This is a genomic window from Sphingomonas sp. SORGH_AS_0789 (assembly GCF_031453055.1).
In the GTDB taxonomy this organism is placed as follows: Bacteria; Pseudomonadota; Alphaproteobacteria; order Sphingomonadales; family Sphingomonadaceae; genus Sphingomonas.
Genome location: NZ_JAVIYV010000001.1, coordinates 3,389,222 through 3,413,734 on the forward strand (window position 1 = coordinate 3,389,222; position 24,513 = coordinate 3,413,734).

Annotated in this window: 19 protein-coding genes; 14 read left to right on the top strand and 5 right to left on the bottom strand. The window is 68.0% G+C overall.

The features are described 5' to 3' along the window. The first annotated feature begins 92 nt into the window (after positions 1–92). Both QE360_RS15440 and QE360_RS15445 read left to right on the top strand, forming a co-directional pair. Positions 93–863: a Slam-dependent surface lipoprotein gene (locus tag QE360_RS15440; RefSeq protein ID WP_309702924.1), complete on the top strand. Its 771-nt coding sequence runs from the start codon at positions 93–95 to the stop codon at positions 861–863. A 58-nt stretch (positions 864–921) separates the two neighbouring features. Beyond that, a complete protein-coding gene (locus QE360_RS15445) occupies positions 922–2,394 on the top strand; it encodes a surface lipoprotein assembly modifier (RefSeq protein WP_309702926.1) in 1,473 nt (490 codons plus the stop codon). Positions 2,395–2,415: 21 nt separating this feature from the next. Here QE360_RS15445 and QE360_RS15450 read toward each other — a convergent pair whose 3' ends face one another. Continuing rightward, on the bottom strand, positions 2,416–2,718 hold the full coding sequence (locus QE360_RS15450; protein ID WP_309702929.1) for a hypothetical protein: 303 nt from the start codon (positions 2,716–2,718) through the stop codon (positions 2,416–2,418). Between the two features lie 46 nt (positions 2,719–2,764). Here QE360_RS15450 and QE360_RS15455 point away from each other — a divergent pair, with 46 nt between their 5' ends. The 7 genes from QE360_RS15455 to QE360_RS15485 all read left to right on the top strand — a co-directional run bounded on the left by QE360_RS15455 (position 2,765) and on the right by QE360_RS15485 (position 11,911). Then, a complete protein-coding gene (locus QE360_RS15455) occupies positions 2,765–3,136 on the top strand; it encodes an energy transducer TonB (RefSeq protein ID WP_309702932.1) in 372 nt (123 codons plus the stop codon). 346 nt (positions 3,137–3,482) lie between these two features. Beyond that, positions 3,483–5,924, top strand: coding sequence for a TonB-dependent receptor (locus tag QE360_RS15460; RefSeq protein ID WP_309702934.1), 2,442 nt, complete (start codon positions 3,483–3,485; stop codon positions 5,922–5,924). Between the two features lie 11 nt (positions 5,925–5,935). Further along, positions 5,936–7,354, top strand: a complete 1,419-nt coding sequence (locus tag QE360_RS15465; RefSeq protein WP_309702936.1) for an MFS transporter — start codon at positions 5,936–5,938, stop codon at positions 7,352–7,354. 13 nt (positions 7,355–7,367) lie between these two features. Then, a complete protein-coding gene (locus QE360_RS15470) occupies positions 7,368–8,303 on the top strand; it encodes a TauD/TfdA family dioxygenase (RefSeq protein ID WP_309702938.1) in 936 nt (311 codons plus the stop codon). Between the two features lie 172 nt (positions 8,304–8,475). Then, positions 8,476–9,216 carry an ABC transporter ATP-binding protein gene (locus QE360_RS15475; protein WP_309702941.1) on the top strand — a complete coding sequence of 247 codons (741 nt, stop codon included), beginning with the start codon at positions 8,476–8,478 and terminating at the stop codon, positions 9,214–9,216. Further along, positions 9,213–10,652 (top strand): DUF3526 domain-containing protein, encoded by a 1,440-nt coding sequence (locus tag QE360_RS15480; RefSeq protein ID WP_309702943.1) that lies wholly within the window; start codon positions 9,213–9,215, stop codon positions 10,650–10,652. The genes QE360_RS15475 and QE360_RS15480 overlap by 4 nt, the downstream gene beginning before the upstream one ends. Next, positions 10,649–11,911 (top strand): DUF3526 domain-containing protein, encoded by a 1,263-nt coding sequence (locus QE360_RS15485; protein WP_309702945.1) that lies wholly within the window; start codon positions 10,649–10,651, stop codon positions 11,909–11,911. Before QE360_RS15480 ends, QE360_RS15485 begins: the two co-directional genes overlap by 4 nt. Positions 11,912–11,914: 3 nt before the next feature. Here the strand turns inward: QE360_RS15485 and QE360_RS15490 are convergent, their stop codons facing one another. Further along, positions 11,915–13,675 (bottom strand): M14 family metallopeptidase, encoded by a 1,761-nt coding sequence (locus QE360_RS15490; protein WP_309702947.1) that lies wholly within the window; start codon positions 13,673–13,675, stop codon positions 11,915–11,917. A 267-nt stretch (positions 13,676–13,942) separates the two neighbouring features. On the opposite strand from QE360_RS15490, the gene QE360_RS15495 reads away from it, so the two are divergent. Continuing rightward, positions 13,943–14,818 (top strand): SDR family oxidoreductase, encoded by an 876-nt coding sequence (locus tag QE360_RS15495; protein WP_309702949.1) that lies wholly within the window; start codon positions 13,943–13,945, stop codon positions 14,816–14,818. Between the two features lie 123 nt (positions 14,819–14,941). Beyond that, positions 14,942–15,310 carry a hypothetical protein gene (locus QE360_RS15500; RefSeq protein WP_309702951.1) on the top strand — a complete coding sequence of 123 codons (369 nt, stop codon included), beginning with the start codon at positions 14,942–14,944 and terminating at the stop codon, positions 15,308–15,310. A 33-nt stretch (positions 15,311–15,343) separates the two neighbouring features. On the opposite strand, the gene QE360_RS15505 is transcribed toward QE360_RS15500, so the two are convergent. From QE360_RS15505 to QE360_RS15515, 3 genes are all read right to left on the bottom strand, one after another. Beyond that, positions 15,344–16,786 (bottom strand): carbohydrate porin, encoded by a 1,443-nt coding sequence (locus tag QE360_RS15505; RefSeq protein ID WP_309702953.1) that lies wholly within the window; start codon positions 16,784–16,786, stop codon positions 15,344–15,346. Between the two features lie 145 nt (positions 16,787–16,931). Then, positions 16,932–17,966 (bottom strand): class 1 fructose-bisphosphatase, encoded by a 1,035-nt coding sequence (locus tag QE360_RS15510; protein ID WP_309702955.1) that lies wholly within the window; start codon positions 17,964–17,966, stop codon positions 16,932–16,934. Between the two features lie 55 nt (positions 17,967–18,021). Then, positions 18,022–19,035: a LacI family DNA-binding transcriptional regulator gene (locus QE360_RS15515; protein WP_309702958.1), complete on the bottom strand. Its 1,014-nt coding sequence runs from the start codon at positions 19,033–19,035 to the stop codon at positions 18,022–18,024. Positions 19,036–19,198: 163 nt separating this feature from the next. On the opposite strand from QE360_RS15515, the gene ptsP reads away from it, so the two are divergent. The 3 genes from ptsP to QE360_RS15530 are packed head-to-tail and all read left to right on the top strand — an operon-like array spanning position 19,199 to position 24,404. After that, complete coding sequence (gene ptsP / locus QE360_RS15520) at positions 19,199–21,745, top strand: phosphoenolpyruvate--protein phosphotransferase (RefSeq protein ID WP_309702960.1); 2,547 nt, start codon at positions 19,199–19,201, stop codon at positions 21,743–21,745. Continuing rightward, positions 21,745–22,713, top strand: a complete 969-nt coding sequence (pfkB, locus tag QE360_RS15525) for a 1-phosphofructokinase (RefSeq protein ID WP_309704199.1) — start codon at positions 21,745–21,747, stop codon at positions 22,711–22,713. Before ptsP ends, pfkB begins: the two co-directional genes overlap by 1 nt. Continuing rightward, positions 22,710–24,404, top strand: coding sequence for a fructose-specific PTS transporter subunit EIIC (locus tag QE360_RS15530; protein ID WP_309702962.1), 1,695 nt, complete (start codon positions 22,710–22,712; stop codon positions 24,402–24,404). The genes pfkB and QE360_RS15530 overlap by 4 nt, the downstream gene beginning before the upstream one ends. The last annotated feature ends 109 nt before the right edge of the window (positions 24,405–24,513 follow it).

Consider the following 24,513-nt stretch of genomic DNA (forward strand, 5'->3'; position numbering starts at 1 on the left):
CCGCCCTCGTCCTTCCTGAAAGCCGGACGAGCGGCGGGGCCGGATCGATGCGCCCGAAGCGATCGGGCGCACACAACCGCAGGAGCAATAGCATGACCTCCATCCAGATGAAGACCATCCTTCTCGCCGGCCTCGCCACCGTCCTGGCCAGCGGCGCGGCCCAGGCGCAATTCGCCGGGGGATCGAGCGATATCAATAAGGTGACCGTGGGTGTCAGCGATGTGAACGGCGGCCCCCATGTCGCGGGCCGGGCCGGGATCGGCGTGCCGAGTACCAATGGACGGCGCGTCGATTTTCAGGGGCTCAGCCTCTATGCCGTGCCCGATCTGAACGGGGTGCGTCATCTGAACATGGCGACGAGCAGCACCCAGGATCATAGCAGCTATGGCGATTTCCGCTTTGCCCGTGTCGGCTCGGCGGACCTGTGGTTCGGCGAATGGTCGCAGACGGGCAATGCCTCGGCGGGGGATCACACCGTCTATTATGTCGGCAACACCAGCGGCACGACCGTCCCGACCAGCGGCACCGCGACCTACACGGTCAAGGGGATCGGCGACTATGCCAACAAGGGCGCGCTGACCGGCACCCTGACCGCCAATTTCGGCTCGGGCACGTCGGGTACGCTGCGCGGCAGCCTGTCCAACGCGTCGACCGGCGCGGGGGTCGATATCGGCACGGCGCGGATCATTGGGGCCAGCTTCTCCGGCAATGGAGGCGTGGCGACCCAGTCGGGCACAACGGTTGCGTCGGGCGGCGCGGTGAGCGGTCGCTTCTTCGGCGCCGATGCGGCGGCTCTGGCCGGGACCGTCAAGTTCGACGGCGCGCGCCAGCATGACGCCGCCTTCGGCGGCACGAAGAACTGACGCAAGGGTCGGGGTTCCTGTCTCTCCCTTGCGGGAACCCCGGCTTCGCCAAGCTCCTATGCGCCATATCGTCCTTCTCGGGTTTCTCTCGCTGTCGGCGTTCCTGTCGTCGGGCGCCGTCCATGCCCAGACCGCGCGCAGCGAAGACGATCGCCTTCGCCTCGACCCCGGCATCGACCGCCGCCCCACCGCCCGCGAACGCGCGGCCATCGACGCGAGCGATCGGCCGACCAGCATCACCATCGATGGTCAGACCTACAGCGTCGCCAACAATCCCGACGATCTGGGCCGCGCGCTGTACCTGTCGGTTGCGCGCAGGCAATGGTCCGATGTGCGGCGCTTCCTGCCCGCTTATCTGGCGCTCGCCAATCCCGATCCGATGCTCGTCGCCTGGGCGCGGGGCGGACTGGCGCGCAGTGAAGGGCGGCTGGGCGAAGCCGAACGGGCCTATCGCGCGCTGCTGGCGATCCAGCCCGACTTCCTGCCCGGGAGGCTCGAACTCGGTCGCGTCCTGTTCGAGAACCGCAAGGACCGCGAAGCCCGCACGCTGTTCCGCGACATCCGGGCCGAGCTCGCCGATCAGGGCGAGCGGGCCGCCGGGGTCCGTCGCTCGGTCGACACCTTTCTCTCGGTGCTGGACCGCCGACGCGGCTGGCAGGGGATGATCGCGATGGGGCCGGGTTACAGCAGCAACTTGAACCAGACCTCGGCCAGCCAGACCTGCCTGCTGATCGGGCAGGACGGCCGCTGCCTGATCGACCGGACCCTGCCACCGGCGATCGCCTCGGTCGGCGTCAATGTCGAGGGCAATGCCAGCCGCCGGATACCGCTTGCCGGACATGGTGGGTTGCTCGCCCGCGCCTTCCTCTATGGCGACATCTGGCCGGGCCATGGCGCCTACGACCAGGCGACGCTGAGCGCGCAGATCGGCTATGACCATCAGACCGCCCGGTATAGCCTGACCCTGTCGCCGACCTTCGACCTTGCGGGGTTCGGCCATCGCCTGCTCTTCGCCGCGCCGGGGCTTCGCGCCGAGGCGATGGTCAGTCCGTCGCCCAGCACCGCGATCCGTGTCGAGCTGGCGCGGCGGCAGTTCGATTACCACGGTGGCCATAACGATCTGGATGGCGCCTTGACCGAGGCCAATGCCACCTTCTGGCTGTCGCTTCGCGGCGGATGGACGCTGTTCGGCGGGGTGGAGGGCGGCGACAAGCAGGCCGCCGCCCGTGCCAATGCCTATCGCCATGTCGGTGCACGGATGGGTGTGGCGCATGGCTTTTCGGATTGGGCGGACCTGACGCTGATCGGCTCCGTCCGCCAGCGGGATCATCGGGGCTATAGCGATCTGCTGGGCGCGGTGCGTCATGACCGCGAGACGAACCTGACCGCGGTGCTACGCCTGCCCGGGCTGCGCCTCGCCGGGCTGACCCCGAATATCCTCCTTCAGCACAATCGGGTGAAGAGCAATGTCGACTGGCTCTATTCCTTCCGCCGCACCGCCGCGAGCATCAGGCTGGAACATGGCTTTTAGCGGCGGACGAGACCGAAGCGGCTACCGCCAGCCCGTCCAGGCGCGGGCATTCGGCACGGCGACGCTCTTGGTCGGCATGACGGTCAGCGCGCTGCTGTTCAGCATTCGGTGGATCGCACCGCCGATCCCCTCGGTCGATGCCGGACAGACGGCGGTGTTCCTGGCCCAGTCCATTCCGCTCGCGCCGGTCGTGGAGCCGAGCGCCTCCCCCTCCCCGCCCCGGTCGCCGGCAAAGTCCCCGCCGCCGCTCGCGACGACCGATACGAGTGCCCCGACGCCGACCGCCCCGATCTCTCCTGCCCCAATCTCTCCTGCGCGCGCCATGCCCGCCTCGCCGCCTGCCCCCGCTTTCCAGCCTCAGGCAACGGGGATGGCGACCCCAGTGGCAGGCCCCGCCATGCCCCCGGCATCCGCCCCGGCCACACCCGCCAGCCCGACGTCATCGGCCAGCGCCGCCGCCGACTGGCGCGCCAGGCTCCTCGGCCATCTCAAGCGCTACCGACACTATCCCCGCCAAGCCGAGGCGGCGCGGCAGCAGGGCGTGGCTCGCATCGCGATCACGCTGCGCCGTTCCGGCGAGGTGACGGCGGTCGAGCTGATCCACGGCAGCGGCTTTCCGCTGCTCGATCAGGAAGCGTGCGCGACGGCCCGCCGCGCCTCCCCCGTGCCGCCCGTCGAGGATGGCATTCCCGGCGATCCCGTGACCGTCGAAGTGCCGATCGATTTCGCGCTTCGGCGCTGAGCCTTCCCGCCGTTTTCACCCAGCGGTGGAGGATCCGGGGCCGCCGCGATCGTCATAACCTGTCTCATGGAACCGGATAGCTCGCCTAGCTGACCGGCAATATATGCTTTTCTCGAAACTCCCATCAATTTGATAGGCTTTGACCCGTGGCGCCGAGTGGCGCCCGGTGAGGAGCCGTCCATGACCTCGAACCGCTGTCACGATCCGCCTGTGCTGCGGGCCAGTCGCGCCCGCCTCTAACCTCTGAACCATGATCGGGACCGGCAAGGGTTCGACGCCATCCGTGCGTCGGCGGCCGATGGCCCGCACCTTGGTCCCATTGCCAGAACCATAAGAAAGCCAATCCATGAAAAGGGGATTTCCGGCGGCGATGACGCTCGTGTTGAAGCGCCGCTGCCTGTTGCTGGCCGCCACGGCCTTGATGCCGTCCAGTGCCGGAGCGCAAGTCGTTCTCGCCAGCCATGCCGTGCCCGCAAGCGGGCCGACCGAGAATGCCGAGCCCGAAGCCGCGCCCGATGGGTCCGGCGACGTCGTCGTCACCGCCCGGCGGCGCGAGGAGCGGGCCCAGGACGTGCCGATCGCGCTCAGCGTCGTCGGTGCCGAGCAGCTCGGCCTTCGCGGCGATTACCGGCTCGACCAGGTTCAGCAACTGGTGCCATCGCTTCAGGTTTTCAGCTTCAACCCGCGCAATACCAACATCAATATACGCGGGCTGGGCTCCAATGTCGCGCTGACCAATGACGGTCTGGAGAATGGCGTCGGCGTCTATATCGACAATGTCTATTACGGACGCGTCGGGCAGAGCCAGTTCGATCTCGTCGATCTCGACCGGGTCGAGGTGCTGCGCGGGCCGCAGGGCACGCTGTTCGGCAAGAACACCACCGCCGGCGCGATCAACATCTCCAGCCGCCTGCCGCAATTCCAGTGGCATGCCGATGGCCAGGCCGATATCGGCAATTACGACTATCGGCAGTTGCGCGGCTCGGTCACCGGCCCGTTGATCGACGGCCTGGCCGCCTTTCGCCTGAGCGCCGCCTATACCACGCGCGACGGTTTCCTCTACGACACGACCACACGCCGCCGCATCCATGATTATGAGAATGCGACGGTGCGCGGCCAGTTGCTGCTGACCCCGGCCCCGGCGCTGACCATCCGCATCATCGGCGACTGGGGGCAGCAGAACCAGTCGTGCTGCATCAACCTGCCGGTGCGGACCTTCGCGACCTATGACAATGGCAGGGCGATCGCGAACAGCTTCGAACAGCGGCTGGCGCGCTTCCCCAATTACACGCCGCTGCCGCTTGATCCCTTTGCCAGGCGGACCGATGCCAATTCGCCGTTCCAGGCCAATATGGACACCTGGGGCGTGTCGGGGCAGGTCGATTACGATCTGGGCGGCGCCGCGCTGACGTCGATCACCGCGGCCCGGCAATGGAACTGGTTTCCGCGCAACGACGGCGACCTGACCGCGCTGTCGATCAACACGCAGGGGCATATCCTCAATTTCCAGCGCCAGTTCAGCCAGGAATTGCGGCTCGCCTCGACCGGCTCGCACGCGGTCGACTGGGTGCTGGGCGTCTATTATTTCCAGCAGGTGGTGCGCGGCTATGGCCGCACCGAATTCGGGTCGGATGCCGCGCTCGCGCTCTTTCCGACCGACGATCAGACGGTCGCGAGCATCGCCACCAACGGCCTGCTGTCCGCCTACCGGTCCGATCCGCATACCAAGAGCGGCGCGGTCTTCGGCCAGGCGACCTGGCACATCAGCCCCGCGCTCAGCCTGACCGGCGGCCTTCGCTACACCCATGAGGAGAAATGGGGCAGCTATGCCAATGATCGCCTCTTCGCGCAGCCGACCACCGGGCTGACCGCGGCGCAGATTGCGCGCGTCGCCGCGATCCGCAACGCGCTGGTCCCGAACCAGGCCTTTTCGGTCGACACCGACGACGACAGCGTCTCGGGACTGGCGACGCTGGGCTGGAAGCCGGGCGAGGACGTGCTGGTCTATGCCACCTATTCGCGCGGGGCGAAGTCGCCGGGGCTGAACCTCACCAATCTGCCCAGCGGCGTCGATCCCATCGTCAGGACCGAGACGGTCGACAATTTCGAGGTCGGGCTGAAGTCCCAGTTTCTCGACCGGCGCGCGACGCTGAACCTCGCCGCCTATCAGACCAATGTTACCGATTATCAGACGACGATCGTCCAGCAGGTGATCGGCACCAACACCTATATCAACTATATCGCCAATATCCCCAAGGTCCGCTCGCGCGGGTTCGAGGGCGATCTGGCGGTGCGCCCGGCCGACTGGCTGAGCCTGACCGGCTCGATCGCCTATACCGACGCCACCTATCGCGACTATCCCAACGGCCCGACCCCGGTGGAGGCGCTCAACCCGACCGCCGCCAATCCCGGCGGCTCGCCCGCGCGCGACTTCACCGGCCAGCGGCTGGCGGGCGTGCCGAAATGGGCGGCCTCGGTCGGCGGCGACGTCACCCGTCCGATCGGCGGGGGTGCGGAGGCCTATCTGCACGGCGACTGGTCGTACCGTTCCTCCTATTACACCGTCGCCAGCAACAGCCGATACGGGTTGGTCCCCGGCTATGGTCTGGTCAATGCGCGCGCCGGGGTCCGGCTGGGCGAGGACGGCCGCTACGACCTGTCGGTCTGGGCGCGCAACCTGTTCGACAAAGACTATTTCCAGACCTTGAACGTCGTCAATTACGGGCTCGTCTCCGCCATTCTGGGCGATCCGGGCACCTATGGCGCGACGCTCAAGGTCCGTTTCTGACGGAGACGGCGATGGCCAGCATTCCCCTGCCCGCAATCGAACGCGATCACCCCGCGTCCCGACCGGCGCCACCCCTTGCCGCACCGGGTCAGCGTTACGGCGCGGCACGGCCGAGCGCCTTCGGATCGCTGGAGGTTCCGGCCTGGGGGGCGGAGTTGGCAATCGCCCTCTTCGTCCCGCAAATCTATGCCAGTCACTACGGCATTCCCTTGGCGGCGCTCGGGGTCATCCTGTTCCTGGTCCGCCTTTGGAGCGTCGCCACCGATCCGATCGTCGGTGCCCTGAGCGACCGCAGCCGTACCCGTTTCGGTCGCCGCAAACCCTGGATCGCGGGCGGCGGGCTTTTGTTCGGGCTGGCGTCCATCGCCCTCTTCTTTCCGCCGACGGCTCCCGGGCCACTCTATCTGGCGGCGACGCTGTTCGTGTACACCATCGGATGGACCATGATCGAGGTGCCGTCCTGGGCCTGGGCTGGCGAGGTGTCGGGCGACTATCACGAGCGCACCCGCATCATGACCTATCAACAGGTGCTGCGGTCGATCGGCCTGTTGCTGATCCTGGTCCTGCCGACGCTGATGGATCGGGGAAGCCCGGCTGCGCCGAACGTGAAGCTCCATGTATCGGGCGCCTTCGTCCTGGCGACGCTGTTGCCCACGCTCCTCCTGACCCTGTCCGCGCTGCCTGAGCCTGCGCTGCCGAGCCAGTCGCATCACCGCATCGGATTCTGGCGGACGGCCACGATCGTCTTTCGCGACCGGCTGCTCCTGCGCGTGCTCGCCTCCGACCTGGCGGTGACCGCGGGACAGTCGATCCGCGCCGGGCTGATCGCCTTCTTCTGCATCAGCTATATGGGCCTGGCGCAATGGGCGAGCGGCCTGTACCTGCTGCAATTCGTCTTCGGCGTCGTCGCCGGGCCCCTCTGGCTGGCGATCGGGCGGCGGCTGGGCAAGCGCGAGACGGCGATCACGGGCGAGCTGGTGCAGGCGGCGATCAATATCGGCCTGCTTGCGGTCTTTCCTGACACGCTGTGGCTGCTGGTCGTGCTGGCGGTGGCGCAGGGGCTGACCCAGGGCTCGGGCAACCTGATGCTGCGCGCGATGGTCGCGGACGTCGCCGATGCCCATGAACTGGCGACGGGGCACAATCGCACCGGCCTGTTCTTCTCCGTCTTCAGCCTGGCATCCAAGGCGGGTCCCGCGATCGGCATCGGCCTCGCGCTCCCGCTCCTCGCCTGGGTGGGTTTCCGGCCCGGAGGGCATAGCGCGCCCGCCGCGCTGGAGGCCCTGAAATACGTCTTCGCGCTCGGCCCCGCCGCCGCGCACATCATCTCGGCTGCGCTGATCTGGCACTTTCCGCTCGACCAGACCCGCCACGCCGCGATCCGCCGCGCGCTCGACACCCGCGCGGCCTCCGTTCCCGTCGAAGCCTGAAGGAGTGTGTGACATGACCGTGATCCAACACCAGTTCGATAACGCCGCCGACGCGCAGAGCCCACTCGACATCGTCCCCGTCGCCGGGCGGATCGGCGCGGAAATCCGGGGCGTCGCCCTGTCCGGCGACCTGGACGATCTGACCATCGATGCGATCAAGCGGGCGCTCGGCCGCCACAAGGTGATCTTCTTCCGCGGCCAGACCCAGCTGGACGACGAGGCGCACGAGGCCTTTGCCGCCCGGCTCGGCGAACCGCTGGCGCATCCGACCGTCCCGGTGGCGGAAGGATCGCGCTTCCTGCTCGAACTCAACTCGCGCGAGGGCGAGGCGGCGTCGCAATGGCATACCGACATCACCTTCCTGCCCGCCTTCCCCGCCGCGTCGATCCTGCGCGCGCTGGTGATACCGCCGGCGGGCGGCGACACGCTCTGGGCGAATGCCGTCGCGGCCTATGAAGGTCTGTCCGCCCCGCTCAAGGCCCTGGTCCACGACCTGCGCGCGGTCCACACCAATGCCTATGACTATGCCACCGCCAGCCCCGAGGCATCTTCGGAGGCGATCCGCCGCCACCGCGAGATATTCGCCTCCACCGTCTATGAGACCGAACATCCGGTGGTGCACGTCCATCCGGTGACGGGCGAGAAGGCGCTGCTGCTGGGCAATTTCGTCAAGAGCTTCGTCGGGCTGAGCCGTGACGACTCCAACCGGGTGTTCCAGATCCTTCAGGATCAGATCACCAAACCGGAAAACACCGTCCGATGGCGCTGGCAGCCGGGCGATGTGGCGATCTGGGACAATCGCGCGACCCAGCACCGCGCGATCGCGGATTTCGGCAGGCAGAAGCGCCACCTGCGCCGCGCGACGATCGCCGGATCGGTGCCGGTCGCGGTCGACGGCGGCTCCAGCCGCGCGCTGAAGCCCGAGCGACTGCTCGAAGCCGCCGAGTGATCCTTTCCGCCGGCATCCCCGCGACACGGGATGCCGGCGGCTGTTTGCCCGCCGTTACCGATGGCACGGCCGCGCGCGCGTAGGTCGCGCTGCATGACCGATTTTTCATGATATATTGTCTCCGCGACGCGCATGGTGCACAGGTGCCGGACATCCGAGCATCGAGGTATCCATGTCGCTCCCACCATCCGCCCCGATCCTGATCGAGGACCTGTCGGTCGCCTATGGCGATCATCGCGTTCTCGACGGGCTGTCCCTGGCCGTGGGATCGGGCAGCATCACCGCCTTGCTGGGCGGCAATGGCGCGGGCAAGTCGACCACCCTGTCCACCCTGCTGGGCTTTACACGCGCGCAATCGGGGCGGATCGCGGTGTGCGGCGTCGATCCCGGCACGGCCCCCGACACGGCGCGTCGCCACATCGCCTATCTGCCCGAGAATGTCGCACTCTACGAGCATCTCTCGGCCATCGAGAATGCCGATTACCTGCTGGCGCTCAGCGGCGAGCGACAGGGGCGCGACGCGATCGTCGAGGCGTTGCGGGCCGCCGGGTTGCAGGAGCGCGCCTGGGACCAGCGGCTGGGCGGTTTCTCCAAGGGCATGCGGCAGAAAGTGGCGATCGCCGTGGCGCTGCTCCGCGCCGTCCCCGTCCTGCTGCTCGACGAGCCGACCTCCGGGCTCGATCCGCGCGCCACGGCGGATTTCAATGCGCTGGTGTCGGCCGTGCGCGAACGCGGCACCGCCGTGCTGATGGTGACGCACGATCTGCTGAGCGCCGCCGATGTCGCCGACGACATTGCCTTTCTGGAGGCCGGTCGGGTCACCCACCGGGTGACGGCGAGCGGGCCGGACCGGTTCGACGTGCGCGCGCTCCATGCCCGGTTCCAGGTGAGCGGGGAACGGATCGCCGCATGAGGATCGTCCGCCTGATCGCACGCGACGAATTGCGGCTGATGCTGCGCAACCGCGTCGCCCTGATCGCCTTTGCGCTGATCGTGCTGCTGACCCTGGTGGCGGTGGCGAGCAGCTGGTCGCACCAGCGCGGCGTCGCCGAACTGCGCGAGCGGCATCAGCATGAGGCCGAACACGCGTTCGACGCGCAGCCCGACCGGCATCCGCACCGGATGGTCCATTATGGCCATTTCATCTTTCGCCCGCTCAGCCCGCTCGCGGCGTTCGATCCGGGTGTCGACGCCTTTACCGGCAACAGCATGTTCCTGGAGGGGCATCGACAGAATAGCGCGAATTTCGGCGATGTCCGGCAAAGCTCGCTGCTGATCCGCTTCGGCCAGCTGACCCCGGCCTTCGTGCTTCAGATCGTCGCCCCGCTGCTGCTGATCTTCCTGGGGTTCGGCAGTCTGGCGCGCGAGACCGAGCGCGGGACGCTGCGCCTGCTGATGTTGCAGGGGGCATCGCGGCGACAGGTGGTGGTGGGCAAGCTGCTCGCGCTCGGCGGGGTAGCGCTGGCCGCCGCCGCACCGGCGATGCTCGGCCTGCTGGTCATCGCCGGACAGCCGGGCGCACTGGGCCTGCCGTTGCTGGTGATCGCGCTGGGTTATCTGCTCTATCTGGGGCTGTGGGTGGTGCTGATCCTGCTCGTCTCGGCCTGGGTCCGCCGCAGCCGCGATGCGCTGCTGGTGCTGGTCGCCCTGTGGGCGGTGACGACGGTCCTGCTGCCCCGCGCCGTGCCCGACCTGGCGAGCGCGACCGTGCCCTTGCAGAACCGCCTGCAGACCGATGTCGCCATCGGGCGCGACCTGCGGCGCATGGGCGACAGCCACAATCCCGACGATCCCCATTTCGCGCAGTTCAAGCAGGCGCTGCTCGATCGCTACCATGTGAAGCGGGTCGAGGATCTGCCGGTCAACTATAAGGGGCTGCTGGCACTGGAGGGGGAGCGGCTGACCTCCGAACTGTTCGACCGCTATGCCGCACAGAGCTTCGCCGCGCAGGCCCGGCAGAATGGACTGGTGAACGCCGCCGGACTGCTCAGCCCCGCCATCGCGCTGCGCGGGCTGTCGATGGCGGCGGCCGGCACCGACTTCGCCGCGCATCGCCGGTTCCTCGAACAGGCCGAGGTCTATCGCTATGCGCTGGTCCAGCGGCTGAACCGGATGCAGGCAGAGGATGTCAGCTATGCCGACGATACCGCCACCGATGCGGGGGCCGACCGGCGCAAGCGGATCGGTGGCGCGCATTGGCGGGCGATCCCCGATTTCCATTTCGACGCCCCCACTGACGCGACGCTGGCACGGGCCGCGCTGCCCGGCCTCGCCATATTGAGCCTGTGGCTGATCGCCGCCCTGGCCTTGCTGGGGCTGGCCACCCGCCGACTGGGAGCACGCCGATGACCTTGTGGCGGCACGAACTTCGCTTGTTGCTGCGCCAGCGGCTGAGCGTCCTTGCGCTGGCGCTGCTCGCGCTGCTGACCGTCGCCGCGCTGGGGACGGGCATGGCCGAGGTCGCTCGCCAGCGGGCCGCCATCGCCGCCATTCCGCCCGCCCAGGCCGAGGATATCGGCGCGGTCGCCGACTATGTCGTCCGGACCAGGGACGCCGGAAGCGCGGCCTATTACAGCTTTCACGCCACTTGGGACGCGCCCGCGCCGCTGGCTTTCGCGGCGCTGGGCATGCGCGACGTCGCGCCCTACATTCTGCGCGTCCGCGCGCTGGGACTGGAAGCGCAGATCTATGACGGCGACACCTTCAATCCCGAGGTCGCCCTGCCCGGCCGGTTCGACTTCGCCTTCGTGCTGGTGTTCCTTGCCCCGCTGTTTGTGATCGCGCTGTTCCACGATCTGGCGTCGGGCGAGCGGGAGGCCGGGCGGCAGCGCATGCTCGACGCGTTGCCGCGCGGTGGTGCAGCGCTGTGGCGGCGACGGACCGGGTTGCGCCTGATCCTGCTATGGGCCGCGCTCGGCCTGCCGTTCGCGGTGGCGGCTTTGGTCGAGGGGGTAGCGGTCGGTGTCGTCCTGCTCGTCCTGGTTGTGATCGTCGCCTATCTACTGTTCTGGATCGGCTTGGCCGCGCTGGTCGGGCGGTTGCGGTGGAGTTCGGTCGCCAATGCCGCGACGCTGGCCGCCGCTTGGCTGGTGCTGGTGCTGATCGTGCCAACCCTCGGCAATGTCGTCATCGATCGCGCCATTCCGGTCGGACAGGGAGCCGAGATCGCGCTCGCACAACGCGAGGTCGTCAACCATGCCTGGGACATCCCGCGCGAGGCGACGATGCGCCGCTTCTATGCTACGCATCCCGAATTGGCGGACTCGCCGCCGCTGGGGAGCGACTTCCACTATAAATGGTATCTCGCCTTCCACCAGAATGGCGACGAGAGCGTCGCGCCCAAGGTGCGGGCCTATCGCGCCGCGCTGGAACGGCGCGACCGGGCGGGCCGCGCCTTTGGCTGGGTGCTGCCCTCGGTCGGGGTGCAGGCGCTGCTTACCCGGCTGGCGCGGACCGACCTGGCCGCGCAACTGGCCTATCAGGATCGCATCCGCGCCTTTCATGGCCGTCTGCGATCCTTCTATTACGGCTATGTCTTCTACGACCGGCCGTTCGGGCGGGCCGAGTTCCGGCGCGCGCCACGGTTCGACGACCGGGCGGGAGGCTGAGCCTCAATCCACTTCCCGCGCCACCGGATATTGCAGGACATGGGGATGCCCCGGCCCGGCCTTCGCATAGAGCCAGGCCAGCCGCGCATCGGGGTCGGCGGCAAAGTCCGGTTCGTCGCGCAGCCTGGACTCGAACGCGGCCTTGACCTCGGGCTGCGTCGCTAGGACATGTTCGCCCAGCCTGGCGAGGACGAAGGCGTCCGTATCCGGTGCCGGTGCCAGCATCTCGGGGAAGAAGCCCCAGGCCAGGAAGGAATCCTGGCTCTCCGGCTCCAGCAGCGCGGCGGCCAGCAGGCCCAGCGGCTGGTCGGCGGGCACTCGCACGCTGCCCGCGGGCATGGCCTGCTCGACGGGTCGATGCTCGAAGCGCGCGGTGATCGGATAGCGCCCCTCCTTGGGCTGCGTCACCTTGGGATCGATCAGCCGGACCCGATCGACCGTCAGCGTGCGAGGCGTGGCGATCGTCTCGAACGCGATGCCGTGCAGGCGCAGGCGGTCGATCACCTCGGTCTGCGCGGGCGGCACCCACCAGGCTTTGGGCAGGCGGACCGTCTCGACCGGCTGCTGGCCGATGATCGGCATGCGAAAGGAGATGGGCTTGCCCAGCCAGCGCTGCTCCCGGCGGCCCGAGGCGGGTGACAGATAGGTGTCGAACGCCACGCCCTTGAAATCCTCCACCCATCCGATCGGCTTGGGCGCCGGCTGCCAGCGGGTCAGGAGTTCGGCCGGGCGGCTGGCCCGATCCTCGGCCTTGGCGGCGGCGATGCGGGCGGCGTCGGTCGCGGCGATCCTCAGCGCCGCCTCCATCAGCACATAGGTACCGAGCACCCGCCGACGATAGGGCTTCAGCATGTGGTTCTCGACCAACACCGTCGGCATGCCGATGAAGTCGCCATAGCCCGTCGAATAGCGCGGCCCTTCGGGGCTGTAGCGTATGCCCTTGTCGGGCTGGCGCGTGTCGATGGGGCTGGGATAGATGGTAGGAACATGTCCTGCGGCCGTCAGCGCCTGCGACACGGCCGGACCGAAGCGGTTCTCCAACCACCCGGCCGTCGCACGATGCCGCGCATATGTGCCCCAACCCGCATAGGTGAAGGTCACGTCATACTGCATGTCGAAGCCTTCGCTGACATGGCAGTCGATATAGAGGATCGGGTCGAGCGCGCGGATCAGGCCGACCATCGCCCGCGACTCCGGCGCGTCGAGCTTGGCATAATCGCGGTTGAGGTCGATATCGCGCGCATTCGCGTCGCGGCCCTTCTCGGCCGGGCCGCGAATATGCGGATAGTTGTACGCGCTGCGCTGTTCGTGACCGTCGATATTGTAGATCGGCACGAACACCAGATCGACCGTGTCGAGCAGGCTATCCTTGCCACGCAACGCGATGTCGCGCAGCAGCATCAGCCCGGCATCCTTGCCGTCGATCTCGCCCGAATGGATGCCGCCCTGGATCAGCACGACCGGCTTGCCGGGCCCGCCCTTGCTGGCGCGGACATAGATCATCTCGCGCCCCCCGGTCGTGCGGCCGAAGCTCTGCACGGAAATCAACGGCGATGCCGCGTCGAGCCGTTCCAGCCATGCGCGAACCTCGGCATAGCGCGGCGTGGTGCGGAAGGCCGCGGCCTCGGCCGGGGTAATCCAGGGGTCGTCCGCCGGGACGATCAGCCGCTCGCTCGCGCCCTTCCACGGCATCGTCGGCGGCAGAATCCTGGCGGACAGATCGTCCGACCCGACCTGCTCCGCCAAAGCGGGAAGCGGCGTCATGGCAATCAGGCCAAGCAGGGCGCCCGCGCGCAGGGCATGAAGGATATTAAAGCGAGAGTGGTTCACGATCACGGTCCTGTCGTCCGCCATCACCGATGGCGTGGAAGGCCGCCTGCTGGCGCATCCTCGCCAATAAGACAATATATCGTTTCCTATGCATTCCGTTGGTCGGTCTGGCAAAACTCGACCCAAGCCGGGAATGGCGATGCTCCGGCACGTTATGCCCGGTGAGCCGTTTGCTGCTGACCCCTTTCAGCAGGAATGGACATGACCGACGATCCCCGCACCAGCCAGCCGACGCATTTTCCCGACGAGCCGCACCAGCCCAGCCCCGGCCTGACCACCGCGATGCGCACCAAGCCCGACCATGGCGAGGAGAGCTATGTCGGCAAGGGGCTGCTCACGGACCGGATCGCGCTCATCACCGGCGGGGACTCAGGCATCGGCCGGGCCGTCGCCATCGCCTATGCCCGCGAGGGGGCCGACATCGCCATCTCCTACCTGGCCGACGAACAGGCCGATGCGGAGGAAACGCGCCTCTGGGTCGAGAAGGCGGGACGGCGTTGCCTGTTGCTGCCCGGCGACATCCGCGACCGGGATCACTGCGCCAGCCTGGTCGAGCGTGCCGTCGCCGAGTTGGGTGGGCTGGACATCCTCGTCAACAATGCCGCCGCCCAGACCATGAACGAGGGGCTCGACAGCATCGACGATGACGAGATGCAGGACGCCTTCGCCGCCAATGTCTTTGCGATGATCCGTCTCGCCAAGGCGGCTGCGGCGCATATGAAGCCGGGCTCGGCGATCATCAACACGACCAGCGAGCAGGCCAAGATCGCGAACAAGACGATGATCGTCTATGCCGCGACCAAGGGCGCGATATCGAGCCTGACGGTGGGGCTTTCCAACCTTCTGGCGAGCGACGGCATTCGCGTGAACGCGGTGGCGCCCGGCCCGATCTGGACTCCCATACAACCGATCGCCAAATCGCCGCAGGAGCTGGAGACGCTCGGCCATGACACGCCGATCGGGCGCGCCGGACAGCCGGGCGAGCTGGCCCCCGCCTATGTGCTGCTCGCCTCCGCAGAGGGCAGCTACATGTCCGGCAACGTCGTCGCCGTCACCGGCGGCGTCCCGATCTCCTAACCCCCGAAAGCCGGGCCTCGACCGGCGGCCTGTTCGCATATGGCCGAGGCCCGCACCGGATCGCGCATTGTCCTGGCCTGCGGCGATGCTAGGGGTCCGTTCCTTCACGGATTGGAGACGGAGATGACGGTCACATCCAGGCCATGGGACGGTGCGGCGGTCGGCCAATGGCTCGACCACCGGGTCCAGGCCGCCAGGCTCGACCAGGCGGCGGCGGACCGGCGGGGCTACGAGGCGCAGGACGACTATGACAAGGCGGCGGCCGAGGAATGGGTGTGCCGGGCATTGCAAGCTGGCGGAAAGGCCGATGACCAGGCGGCCTTCGCGCTGCACCTGAAAAGCTTGCTCGCGCAGGAAGAGTACCGGACGACCGGCATTTATGATGACCGGCGGTTCGACCGGAACGTCCGCGCCACGCTTCGCAAGATCGCCAAGATGACCAAGGCAAATGAAGGCTTCGAGAACAGGCTTCGCTATCAGCGGTCCGCCTGAACGCCGTCATGCCCGTGGCGAGCGTGGCGCGGCCTAGTCGCGCCGCGCCATCGCGATCAGGGTCGGCGCATCGACCGTGAACTTGAGCCCGAAGACGAGCGCATTGCCGATATGGGTCTTGCGGAACGGGGCGCCGGTCTGGTCGGGGTTCAGGATATATTGGATGTTGGGCGACAGGCGGATGGCGGGGCCGATCTGGGCGCCATAGGCCAGCTCCATCATATATTGGTTGCGGCGGATGTCGCCATCGCCCCCGGCGGACAGGCGTGCGGCACGCATCCGGGCCATGGCCAGGTCGGAAAAGCTCTGCTGGTTGATGACGAACCCGATCGTATCCCGATCGCGCCCGGCAAAGGTCCCCGTCTGGAGCAGGCCCAGTTCGAGGAAATGCCGCTCCTCGACCCGGCCCGACAGGTTGGTCATCGCGACCCCGAACACCGCCAGCCCCCGGTGCGAATTCATGTCGGGGCGGGTCAGCATCTGGTCGAAACGGGCATAAAGGCCGCTGCGCCCCTTGCGCGTGGCGGACGGGCGACCGCTCAGGATCGCGATGCCGCCCCGATCGTCGAGCAAAGGATCGGCATAATCGCCGCGATCGACCCAGCCGCCCAGGATGAAGTGGCGCGGCAGCCGGTCGGTCTTGAAGTCCGAGGCGTAGCCGATTTCATAGGGCACGATGAAACCCGTGCCGCCCTTGAAGCTGAGGCTGAAGCCGTTGTCATCGGCCCGCTTGCGGTTCGGGTTGACCTCATAGATGCCGGCATGGGCGAACCAGTTGTCGGCGATGGTCACCTTGGCGCGGGCCATCCAGCTCGATGCCGGGAAATAGGTGAAGTTGCTGTTCTTGAAGACGAAGGTCGGATTGCCGCAGGCGGAGTTCGACTGGAAGTTGCAGTAGAGCGGCGAGTTCAGGAAATGGATGTTCGCCTGGCTCTTGCCCGCCTCGATATCGAGCCGGTTGTCGAACAGCCTCTGTTCCCAGGTCAGGATGGCCAGATGGGTGTTCTGCGTGCCCCATACCTCCTGCACCGAGGTATTGTTGCCGATCGCGATCTGCGACAGGCTCTGGCCATGGCGGTTGGTGATCGCCAAGTGAAGGCCACCGCCGCCGATGCCCGCGATCTTGTCGAAGTCGAAATCGGCCCCGACATAGATCTGCCCGGTATAGGCGGCCTTGCGCTCCAGCCCGCCGGTGACGTTGGTGGCGGCTTCGCCCGTATAGTTCAGCGCCAAAGTGACGCCGTCATCGGCCAGCGTCTGCCAAGTCTCGTCGCCCTTCCTCCGCTGGCCCAGGACCAGCGGCACGGCCTTGGTCGCATGTTGCGAGACCTGCGGCGTCGTGGGATCGGATGCGACGGGCGACCTATCCTCGGCGACCACCGTGGCGGCCGGATCGACCGTGCGCGACCAGAGCGGGGACACCGGCAAAATGGCCGCCCCGACAATGACACCCAGCTTGAATCGGACCTTGTCCATCCGCATCCTCACCATCATGTTATAGAAAACGTTTTCTCAACTGTTTGCGATAAGCAGCATGAAGTCCAAGGTCATCGTCGCGTAGAACGATTTTCCGCCAAGCCCTGTTTATCGCCCCTAGGAGCGGCCTTCCGCCGCCCCGCCTTTATCCCGAGGCGGCAAGCGGCAGGACGGCGTCCCTCTCTTCGACATCGCACAGCGTGGCGACCTCGGCAGCATCGCCCAGCACCACGCCGACCCGCTGGTGCAGGCCCGTCGGCTGGATGTCGAGGATGCGCATCGCACCATCGATCGCCGCACCGCCCGCCTGCTCGATCAGCATCGCCATGGGATTGGCCTCATACAACAGCCGAAGCCGTGCCTTGCCCGGATGGCGGTGATCGGCCGGATAGAGGAACACCCCGCCCCGTTTCAGGATGCGATGGATGTCCGCCACCATAGAGGCGGTCCACCGCATATTGTAATCGCGGCCCAACGGCCCCTCGCTGCCCTGAACCCGCTCTTCGACATAGTCGGCGATGCGCGGCGACCATTGCCGCCGCCGCGCCAGGTTGATCGCGAACTCGCACGTCCCGGCGGGCAGCCGCATCGGCCCGTCGGTCAGCCGCCACGAACCGACCTCCCGGTCGAGCGTGAATTCATAGACGCCGGTGCCGATGGTCAGCACCAGCAGCGTCTGCGGACCATAGATGGCATAGCCCGCCGCCACCTGATCGCGGCCCGGCTGGAGGAAATCGGCCTCGGTCGGCGTACGCCCGGCGCAATCCTCGGGCGCGCGCAGCACCGAGAAGATGGTGCCGACCGACAGGTCGACATCGACATTGCTCGACCCGTCGATGGGATCGAACAACAACAGATATTCGCCCTTGGGGTAGCGATTGGGGATGTGATGGATCGTCTCCATCTCCTCCGACGCCATCGCCGCCAGATGCCCGCCCCATTCATTGGCGTCGAGCAGCAGCTCGTTGGCGATCACATCCAGCTTCTTCTGGACCTCGCCCTGGACATTCTCCTCGCCGAGACTGCCCAGCACTTCGCCCAGAGCGCCCTTGGACACGGCGTGGCCGATCGTCTTGCAGGCGCGCGCGACCGTCTCGATCAACAGGCGCAGTTCGGCGGGCAGCGCGGCATCAGCGCGTTGCTGCTCGATTAGGAACCGGGTGAGCGACATGCGTTGCATCGTGGTCAGGCTCCGAATAATGTCGGCGGCGCTGTTCGCCCGCCCGTGATATGGATCATGCCGTCACCGAGGGAGACGGGGCGGGAATGGGCGAAAGGCTGGAACCGCGCGAGATCAGTCGCCCGGCCAGCACGACTTTCCGGGTGGCGGCATCGGGATGGTCGAACCGGTCGATCAGCATCGCCATCGCGGTGCGACCGATTTCCTCGACGGGCTGCTCGATCACCGACAGGCCGCCGCCGACAATGTCCATCCATCCTTCATTGTCGAACCCGACAAGCGCGATGTCGTCGGGCACCGACAGTCCGTGTTCGCGCAGCGTGCGCAGCACCGCCAGCAAGGTCACGCCATTGCTGGCGACCAGCGCCTGGGGTCGGTCGGCGCGCGCGAGCAGGTCGGCCATGACCTCCGCCACCTCGCCATCGCCATGCGGCACCGCGATCGCCTCGGCCACCAGCCCCAGCCGCTGCGCTGCGGCCTCGAACCCGGCGCGACGCTCCATGCCGGTACGGCTGGTCGCGCCGAACAGGCCCGCGATCCGGCGAAAGCCCCGATCGTGGAGATGCTCGACCAGCATCTCCGACATCGCGCCATTGTCCAGGACCACGCAGTCATGCGCGATACCCGGCGCCGCGCGATCGATCAGCACCATGGGATAATCGGGCTTCGTCCGGGTGATGTTGGCCAGCCCGTCGCGGGTCGGCGCCAGGATGACCCCGGCCACCCGCTCCTCCTGCATCAGTTGCAGATACATGGCCTCGCGCGCGGGGTCCTCGTCGGTGTTGCACAGGATGACCCGCTGTCCGCGACTATAGGCCAGATTCTCGATCGCGCGGGATACGGCGGTGAAGAAGGGGTTGCGGATATCGGCGACGATCAGCCCGATCGTATTGGTATGACGCGACCGCAGCCGCCGCGCCGCGAGATTGGGGCGATAGCCCGTCGAGCGCACCGCCGCGAGAACACGCTCGCGCATCGCCAGATCGACGTTGCGACCCGCCAACACGCGCGATACCGTGGCCGCGGACACGTTCGCGACGCGGGCGACGTCTTTAATACCCACGCTCATGGAAAACGTATTCTCCTCTCCGCGCCGTTCTCTACGGCTCATTTCTATCCTTCATGTCGCGTAAGGCGATTCGTTGCAAGGCCCATTGACAAAGTTGCGGGAAAACGTTTTCCAGTCGAGCAAGCGAAGAATTGAGACTCGCGGCGGAGAGGCCAACAGAGACATGCACACCCAGTCCCCATCACCCGTGATCAGCCCGGAGCTGATCCGCCTCGCCGTGACGGCGACCGACAAGAGCGATGCGATCCGCCAGGCGGGCCAGCTGCTGGTCGCCGCCGGTTGCGTCGCGCCGGGCTATGAGGAAAGCATGATCGCGCGCGAAGGCGTCGCGAACACCTTTCTGGGCGCGGGCGTCGCCATTCCCCATGGCCTGGGCGAGGACAAGGGGCTGGTGCGGCGCGACGGGATCGCGGTTCTCCAGTTCGTCGACGGCATCGAATGGAATCCCGGCCAGATCGCGCATCTGGTGATCGGCATCGCCGCCAGTTCGGACAGCCATATCGCGATCCTGCGCCGCCTGACGCGGCTCATCCAGGACGAGGCGCGGTTGCAGCAACTGGCGAAGACCAGCGACCCGGCGCTGATCGCCGCTGCACTGAGCGACGATGCGCGCGACCAGGGGCAGGCCCGCCCTCCGGCCGAGGATCTGGACGAGCGGGTGAACTGGACCATCGACTATCCCGCCGGGCTGCACGCACGCCCCGCCGCCGCCTGGGCCGAAGCGGCCAAGGCGCTGCCGGTCGCGTTGCGGGTCCGACATGGTGCCGAAACCGCCGATCCGCGCAGCCTAGTGGCGCTGTTGCAGCTGGGGCTGAAAGCGGGTGACACCGTCAGCATCTCCGCATCCGGTCCCGCCGCCGCTGCCGCGATCGAGACCTTCCGCGCCGCGATCAGCCGCCTGACCGGCCGCGAAAAGGCGGATGCCGCCCGCGCGGCGGAAAAGGCCGCCGCCGCCATACCCGTACGCGGGTGGAAGCCCGTCGGCACCCCGGCGATGATCGCGGGGGTGGCCGCCAGTCCCGGTCTCGCGATCGGCAAGGTCCATGTCCTGGCGGCGGCCGAACTGGACGTCCCCGACCAGCCGGTCGATCTGGCGCGCGGCGGCGCGCTGCTCGACGAGGCGCTGGTGCGCACCCGCGCGCAGATGACGACGCTGATCGACGAGACCACGCGGCGTCTCGGCGCGGGGGATGCGGCGATCTTCAAGGCGCAGGCGACGCTGCTCGACGATACCGATCTCATCACCCTCACCTGCCAGTTGATGGTCGAGGGGCATGGCGTCGCCTGGTCCTGGCATCAGGCGATCGAGCGAATGGCGGGCCAGCTGTCCGCGCTGGGCAATCCGGTGCTCGCCGCGCGCTCGGCCGATCTGCGCGATATCGGTCGGCGCGTGCTGGCCCAGATCGATCCGGGCCTGGGCCTGGGCACGCTGGACGACCTGCCGCAGGAGCCGTGTATCCTGGTCGCGGCCGATCTGGCGCCGTCGGACACCGCCGCGCTCGACACCCGCCGCGTCGCGGGCATCGCCACCGCGCTGGGCGGCCCCACCTCGCACAGCGCCATCCTCGCCCGTACGCTCGGCCTGCCGTCGGTGGTCGCGGGCGGCGCGGAGCTCTTGTCGCAGGCGGCGGGATCGATCGCGATCGTCGATGGCGATACGGGCCGCGTCTGGCTCGATCCCTCGGAGGCCGATCTCGCCTCCGCGCGGGGCTGGATCGCCGAGATCGCGGCGCGGCGCGCGGCGGAGGAGGCCGAACGCAGCCGCCCCGCGGTGACGCGCGACGGCCATCAGGTCGCGATCGCCGCCAATGTGAACCGGCCCGATCAGGTGGCCGAGGCGCTGGCACAGGGTGGCGAGGGCGTCGGCCTGATGCGTACCGAATTCCTGTTCCTCGAGCGCGGCGACAGCCCGAGCGAGGACGAACAGTTCGCGGTCTATCGCGCGATGATCGATGCGTTGGACGGCCGACCGCTGATCGTCCGCACGCTCGATATCGGCGGCGACAAGCAGGTGCCGCATTTGCATCTGCCCAAGGAGGAGAACCCCTTTCTCGGCGTGCGCGGCGCGCGGCTGTTGCTGCGCCGCCCCGATCTGCTGGAGCCGCAGCTGCGCGCGCTCTACCGCGCGGCCAAGGAGTCGGGCGATCTGTCGATCATGTTCCCGATGATCACCTCGGCCGCCGAACTGGTGGCGTTGCGCGAACGGTGCGAGGCGGTGCGGGTCGCATTGGATGCGCCGGTCGTGCCGATCGGCATCATGATCGAGGTGCCCGCCGCCGCCGTCCAGGCCGATGCCCTGGCCGCCCATGCCGATTTCTTCTCGATCGGCACCAACGACCTGACCCAATATACGCTGGCGATCGACCGGCAGAACCCCGAACTCGCCAGCGAGGCCGACTCGCTTCACCCAGCGGTGCTGCGCCTGATCGCCATGACGGTGGCGGGCGCGCGGCGGCATGATCGCTGGGTCGGGGTGTGCGGCGGGCTGGCGGGCGATCCGTTCGGCGCGGCGCTGCTCACCGGGCTGGGCGTGACGGAATTGTCAATGACCCCGCGCGACCTGCCCGCGGTCAAGGCCCGGCTTCGCACCAGCGAGCTTCCGGCATTGCAGGCGCTGGCGGCGCGGGCGCTGGAGATGGAGAGCGCGGCGGATGTGCGGGCGCTGGATGCCGCCCCGACCGGCGACCAACTCGAAAGGAATGCCGCGTGATGCGTATCGCCACCGTCACCTTCAATCCCGCGATCGACCAGACGATCACGCTGGATCGGCTGATCCCAGGCGAGGTCCATCGCGCCCGTTCCGTCCGACAGGATGCGGGGGGCAAGGGTATCAATGTCGCCAGCTGCCTTGCCGACTGGGGCGTGCCGGTCAGCGTATTCGGGCTGCTGGGGCAGGCCAATGCGGCGCTGTTCGAGACGCTGTTCGCGCAAAAGGCGATCCAGGATCGCTTCCTGCGCGTTTCCGGCGATACCCGCGTCAACATGAAGCTCGTCGACGATGCCGACACCACCGACATCAACATGAGCGGAGCGGCGGTCGAGGAAGCGCAGGTCGCCGCCGTCGAGCAGGCAGTGGCGGACTTTGCGGGGCCGGACACGCTGATCGTCCTGTCCGGCAGCCTGCCGCCGGGATGCCATCCCGGCGTGTATGCCGACATGATCCGAACCCTGAGCGAACGCGGCGCCAAGGTGCTTCTCGACACCAGCGGCCCTGCTTTGACCCAGGCGCTTCGCGCGGCCACCCTGCCCGCGATCGTCAAGCCGAACCGGCGCGAACTGGCCGCCTGGTCGGGCGAGCCGCTCGACGGCCTGGACGATGTCATACGCTGCGCCGAGACGCTGCTCCGGCGCGGGGTCGCGCTGGTGGTCGTGTCGATGGGCGAGGACGGCGCGCTGTTCCTGTCGGACGAAGGCGCGATCCTGGCAAAGCTGGCGGCGGGGCCGCTGGCCAGCACCGTCGGCGCCGGGGATGCCATGGTCGCGGGCCTCGCCGCCGGGCTTGCCGAGGGCGCCTCGCTCGAACGCATCGCTCGGCTGTCGACGGCCTTCGCGGTCGCCAAGCTGGGCCGCACCGGCCCGCACCTGCCGAGCGGGGCGACGATCGATTCCCTGGCCGGGCAGGTCATGATCCGCCAGGTCGCCAAGACCGGCCCGGCGATGACGGGAGAGGACGCATGAAGCGGATTTTTGCGATCGTCGATGCGCGCGAGTCCGGCGTCACCGGCGTGCTGGCGGGCGAAGCGTTGCGCCGTGCCGCACGCGATATCGGCTCGCCGATCGAGATCGAGCTGCGCACCGCGCAGGGTATCGTCAACCCGGTCTCGCCCGGACCGGCGGAGAGCGGCGACCGCCTGCTGTTCGTCGGCGCCGCCGACACCGCCGATGAGGCCACCCGCGCCCGTGCCGATCATATGGTGACGCTGGAGGCGGTGCTTGCCGATCCGGCCGCCGCGCTCGACATGCAGTCCGACCACCCGGTCGCCGCTCGGGCCCGGAAAATCGTCGCCATCACCTCCTGCCCCACCGGCATCGCGCATACCTTCATGGCGGCGGAGGGGTTGCAGGAGGGTGCGCGGCAACTCGGTTATGACATCTATGTCGAGACGCAAGGGTCGGTCGGCGCGGGCAACCCGCTGACCGCCGAACAGATCGCCGAGGCCGATGTGGTCCTGATCGCCGCCGATCGCGAGGTCGATCGTGCGCGGTTCGCGGGCAAGCGCGTGCTGGTCAGCAACACGAAACCGGCCATCACCGGCGGCGCGGCGCTGATCGAAAAGGCGCTGGCCGAGGCGAGGGTCCAGGGCGAGGCCGCCGGCGGCGATGCGCCCACCGCCTCCCCCGCCAGCGAGCGTGCCGGGCCCTATAAGCATCTGATGACCGGCGTCTCGTTCATGCTGCCCTTCGTGGTGGCGGGCGGGCTGCTGATCGCCCTCGCCTTCGCGCTGGGCGGCATCCACGCCAATGACGATGCCGCTGCGGGCACGCTCGCCCATGCCCTGTTCACCATCGGCGCGAAGGCGGGCTTTGCGCTGATGGTCCCGGCGCTGGCCGGATATATCGCCTATTCGATCGCCGACCGGCCCGGCATCGCGCCGGGGATGATCGGCGGGATGCTCGCCAGCACTTTGGGGGCGGGCTTTCTCGGTGGTATCGTGGCGGGCTTCATCGCGGGTTACGGCGTCGATGCGCTGAACCGGGCGATCCGCCTGCCCAAGAACCTTCAGGGTCTCAAGCCCGTGCTGATCCTGCCGCTGCTCGGCACGCTGCTGACCGGGTTGCTGATGATCTATGCGGTGGGCACGCCGGTCGCGGCGGCGCTGGCCTTCCTGACCGAATGGCTGCGCGGAATGCAGGGGTCCAACGCGGTCCTGCTCGGGCTGATCCTGGGCGCGATGATGGCGTTCGACATGGGTGGCCCGGTCAACAAGGCGGCCTATGCCTTTTCGGTCGGGCTAGTCGCATCGCAGGTCTATACGCCGATGGCGGCGACCATGGCGGCGGGCATGACGCCGCCGCTCGCCATCGCGCTCGCGACGCGGCTGTTCCGCACCCGCTTCACCGCCGACGAGCGCGAGGCGGGGGCCGCCGCCGCCGTCCTTGGACTGGCCTTCATCAGCGAGGGCGCGATCCCCTTCGCCGCGCGCGATCCGCTCCGGATGATCCCGTCGCTGATGGCGGGATCGGCCGTCACCGGGGCGATCTCGATGGTCGCCGGTGTCGAGCTGCGCGTGCCGCATGGCGGTGTGTTCGTGCTGCCCATTCCCGGCGCCGTCACGCATCTGGCCGCCTATCTCGTGGCGATCCTGGCCGGCGTGGTGGTGAGCGCGCTGCTCATCGGCGTGCTGAAGCGTCCGGTGGCGCAAGGATGATTTCGGGGCGGTCGTGACCGGCCGCCCCCCCCACGCCCGGCGGTTCCTCCGATGAATGCCGCGCCACGTCCCGTGGCGGGCGAAAGGGACGTTCGGGCCGATGCTTACC

Coding starts and splice junctions, on each gene's coding strand:
- QE360_RS15440 (WP_309702924.1), top strand. CDS start 93: ATGACCTCCATCCAGATGAAGACCATCCTTCTCGCCGGCCTCGCCACC.
- QE360_RS15445 (WP_309702926.1), top strand. CDS start 922: ATGCGCCATATCGTCCTTCTCGGGTTTCTCTCGCTGTCGGCGTTCCTG.
- QE360_RS15450 (WP_309702929.1), bottom strand. CDS start 2,718: ATGGCGCGCGCAGGAGAGATTGGGGCAGGAGAGATCGGGGCGGTCGGC.
- QE360_RS15455 (WP_309702932.1), top strand. CDS start 2,765: ATGGCGACCCCAGTGGCAGGCCCCGCCATGCCCCCGGCATCCGCCCCG.
- QE360_RS15460 (WP_309702934.1), top strand. CDS start 3,483: ATGAAAAGGGGATTTCCGGCGGCGATGACGCTCGTGTTGAAGCGCCGC.
- QE360_RS15465 (WP_309702936.1), top strand. CDS start 5,936: ATGGCCAGCATTCCCCTGCCCGCAATCGAACGCGATCACCCCGCGTCC.
- QE360_RS15470 (WP_309702938.1), top strand. CDS start 7,368: ATGACCGTGATCCAACACCAGTTCGATAACGCCGCCGACGCGCAGAGC.
- QE360_RS15475 (WP_309702941.1), top strand. CDS start 8,476: ATGTCGCTCCCACCATCCGCCCCGATCCTGATCGAGGACCTGTCGGTC.
- QE360_RS15480 (WP_309702943.1), top strand. CDS start 9,213: ATGAGGATCGTCCGCCTGATCGCACGCGACGAATTGCGGCTGATGCTG.
- QE360_RS15485 (WP_309702945.1), top strand. CDS start 10,649: ATGACCTTGTGGCGGCACGAACTTCGCTTGTTGCTGCGCCAGCGGCTG.
- QE360_RS15490 (WP_309702947.1), bottom strand. CDS start 13,675: ATGACGCCGCTTCCCGCTTTGGCGGAGCAGGTCGGGTCGGACGATCTG.
- QE360_RS15495 (WP_309702949.1), top strand. CDS start 13,943: ATGACCGACGATCCCCGCACCAGCCAGCCGACGCATTTTCCCGACGAG.
- QE360_RS15500 (WP_309702951.1), top strand. CDS start 14,942: ATGACGGTCACATCCAGGCCATGGGACGGTGCGGCGGTCGGCCAATGG.
- QE360_RS15505 (WP_309702953.1), bottom strand. CDS start 16,786: ATGGACAAGGTCCGATTCAAGCTGGGTGTCATTGTCGGGGCGGCCATT.
- QE360_RS15510 (WP_309702955.1), bottom strand. CDS start 17,966: ATGCAACGCATGTCGCTCACCCGGTTCCTAATCGAGCAGCAACGCGCT.
- QE360_RS15515 (WP_309702958.1), bottom strand. CDS start 19,035: ATGAGCGTGGGTATTAAAGACGTCGCCCGCGTCGCGAACGTGTCCGCG.
- ptsP (WP_309702960.1), top strand. CDS start 19,199: ATGCACACCCAGTCCCCATCACCCGTGATCAGCCCGGAGCTGATCCGC.
- pfkB (WP_309704199.1), top strand. CDS start 21,745: ATGCGTATCGCCACCGTCACCTTCAATCCCGCGATCGACCAGACGATC.
- QE360_RS15530 (WP_309702962.1), top strand. CDS start 22,710: ATGAAGCGGATTTTTGCGATCGTCGATGCGCGCGAGTCCGGCGTCACC.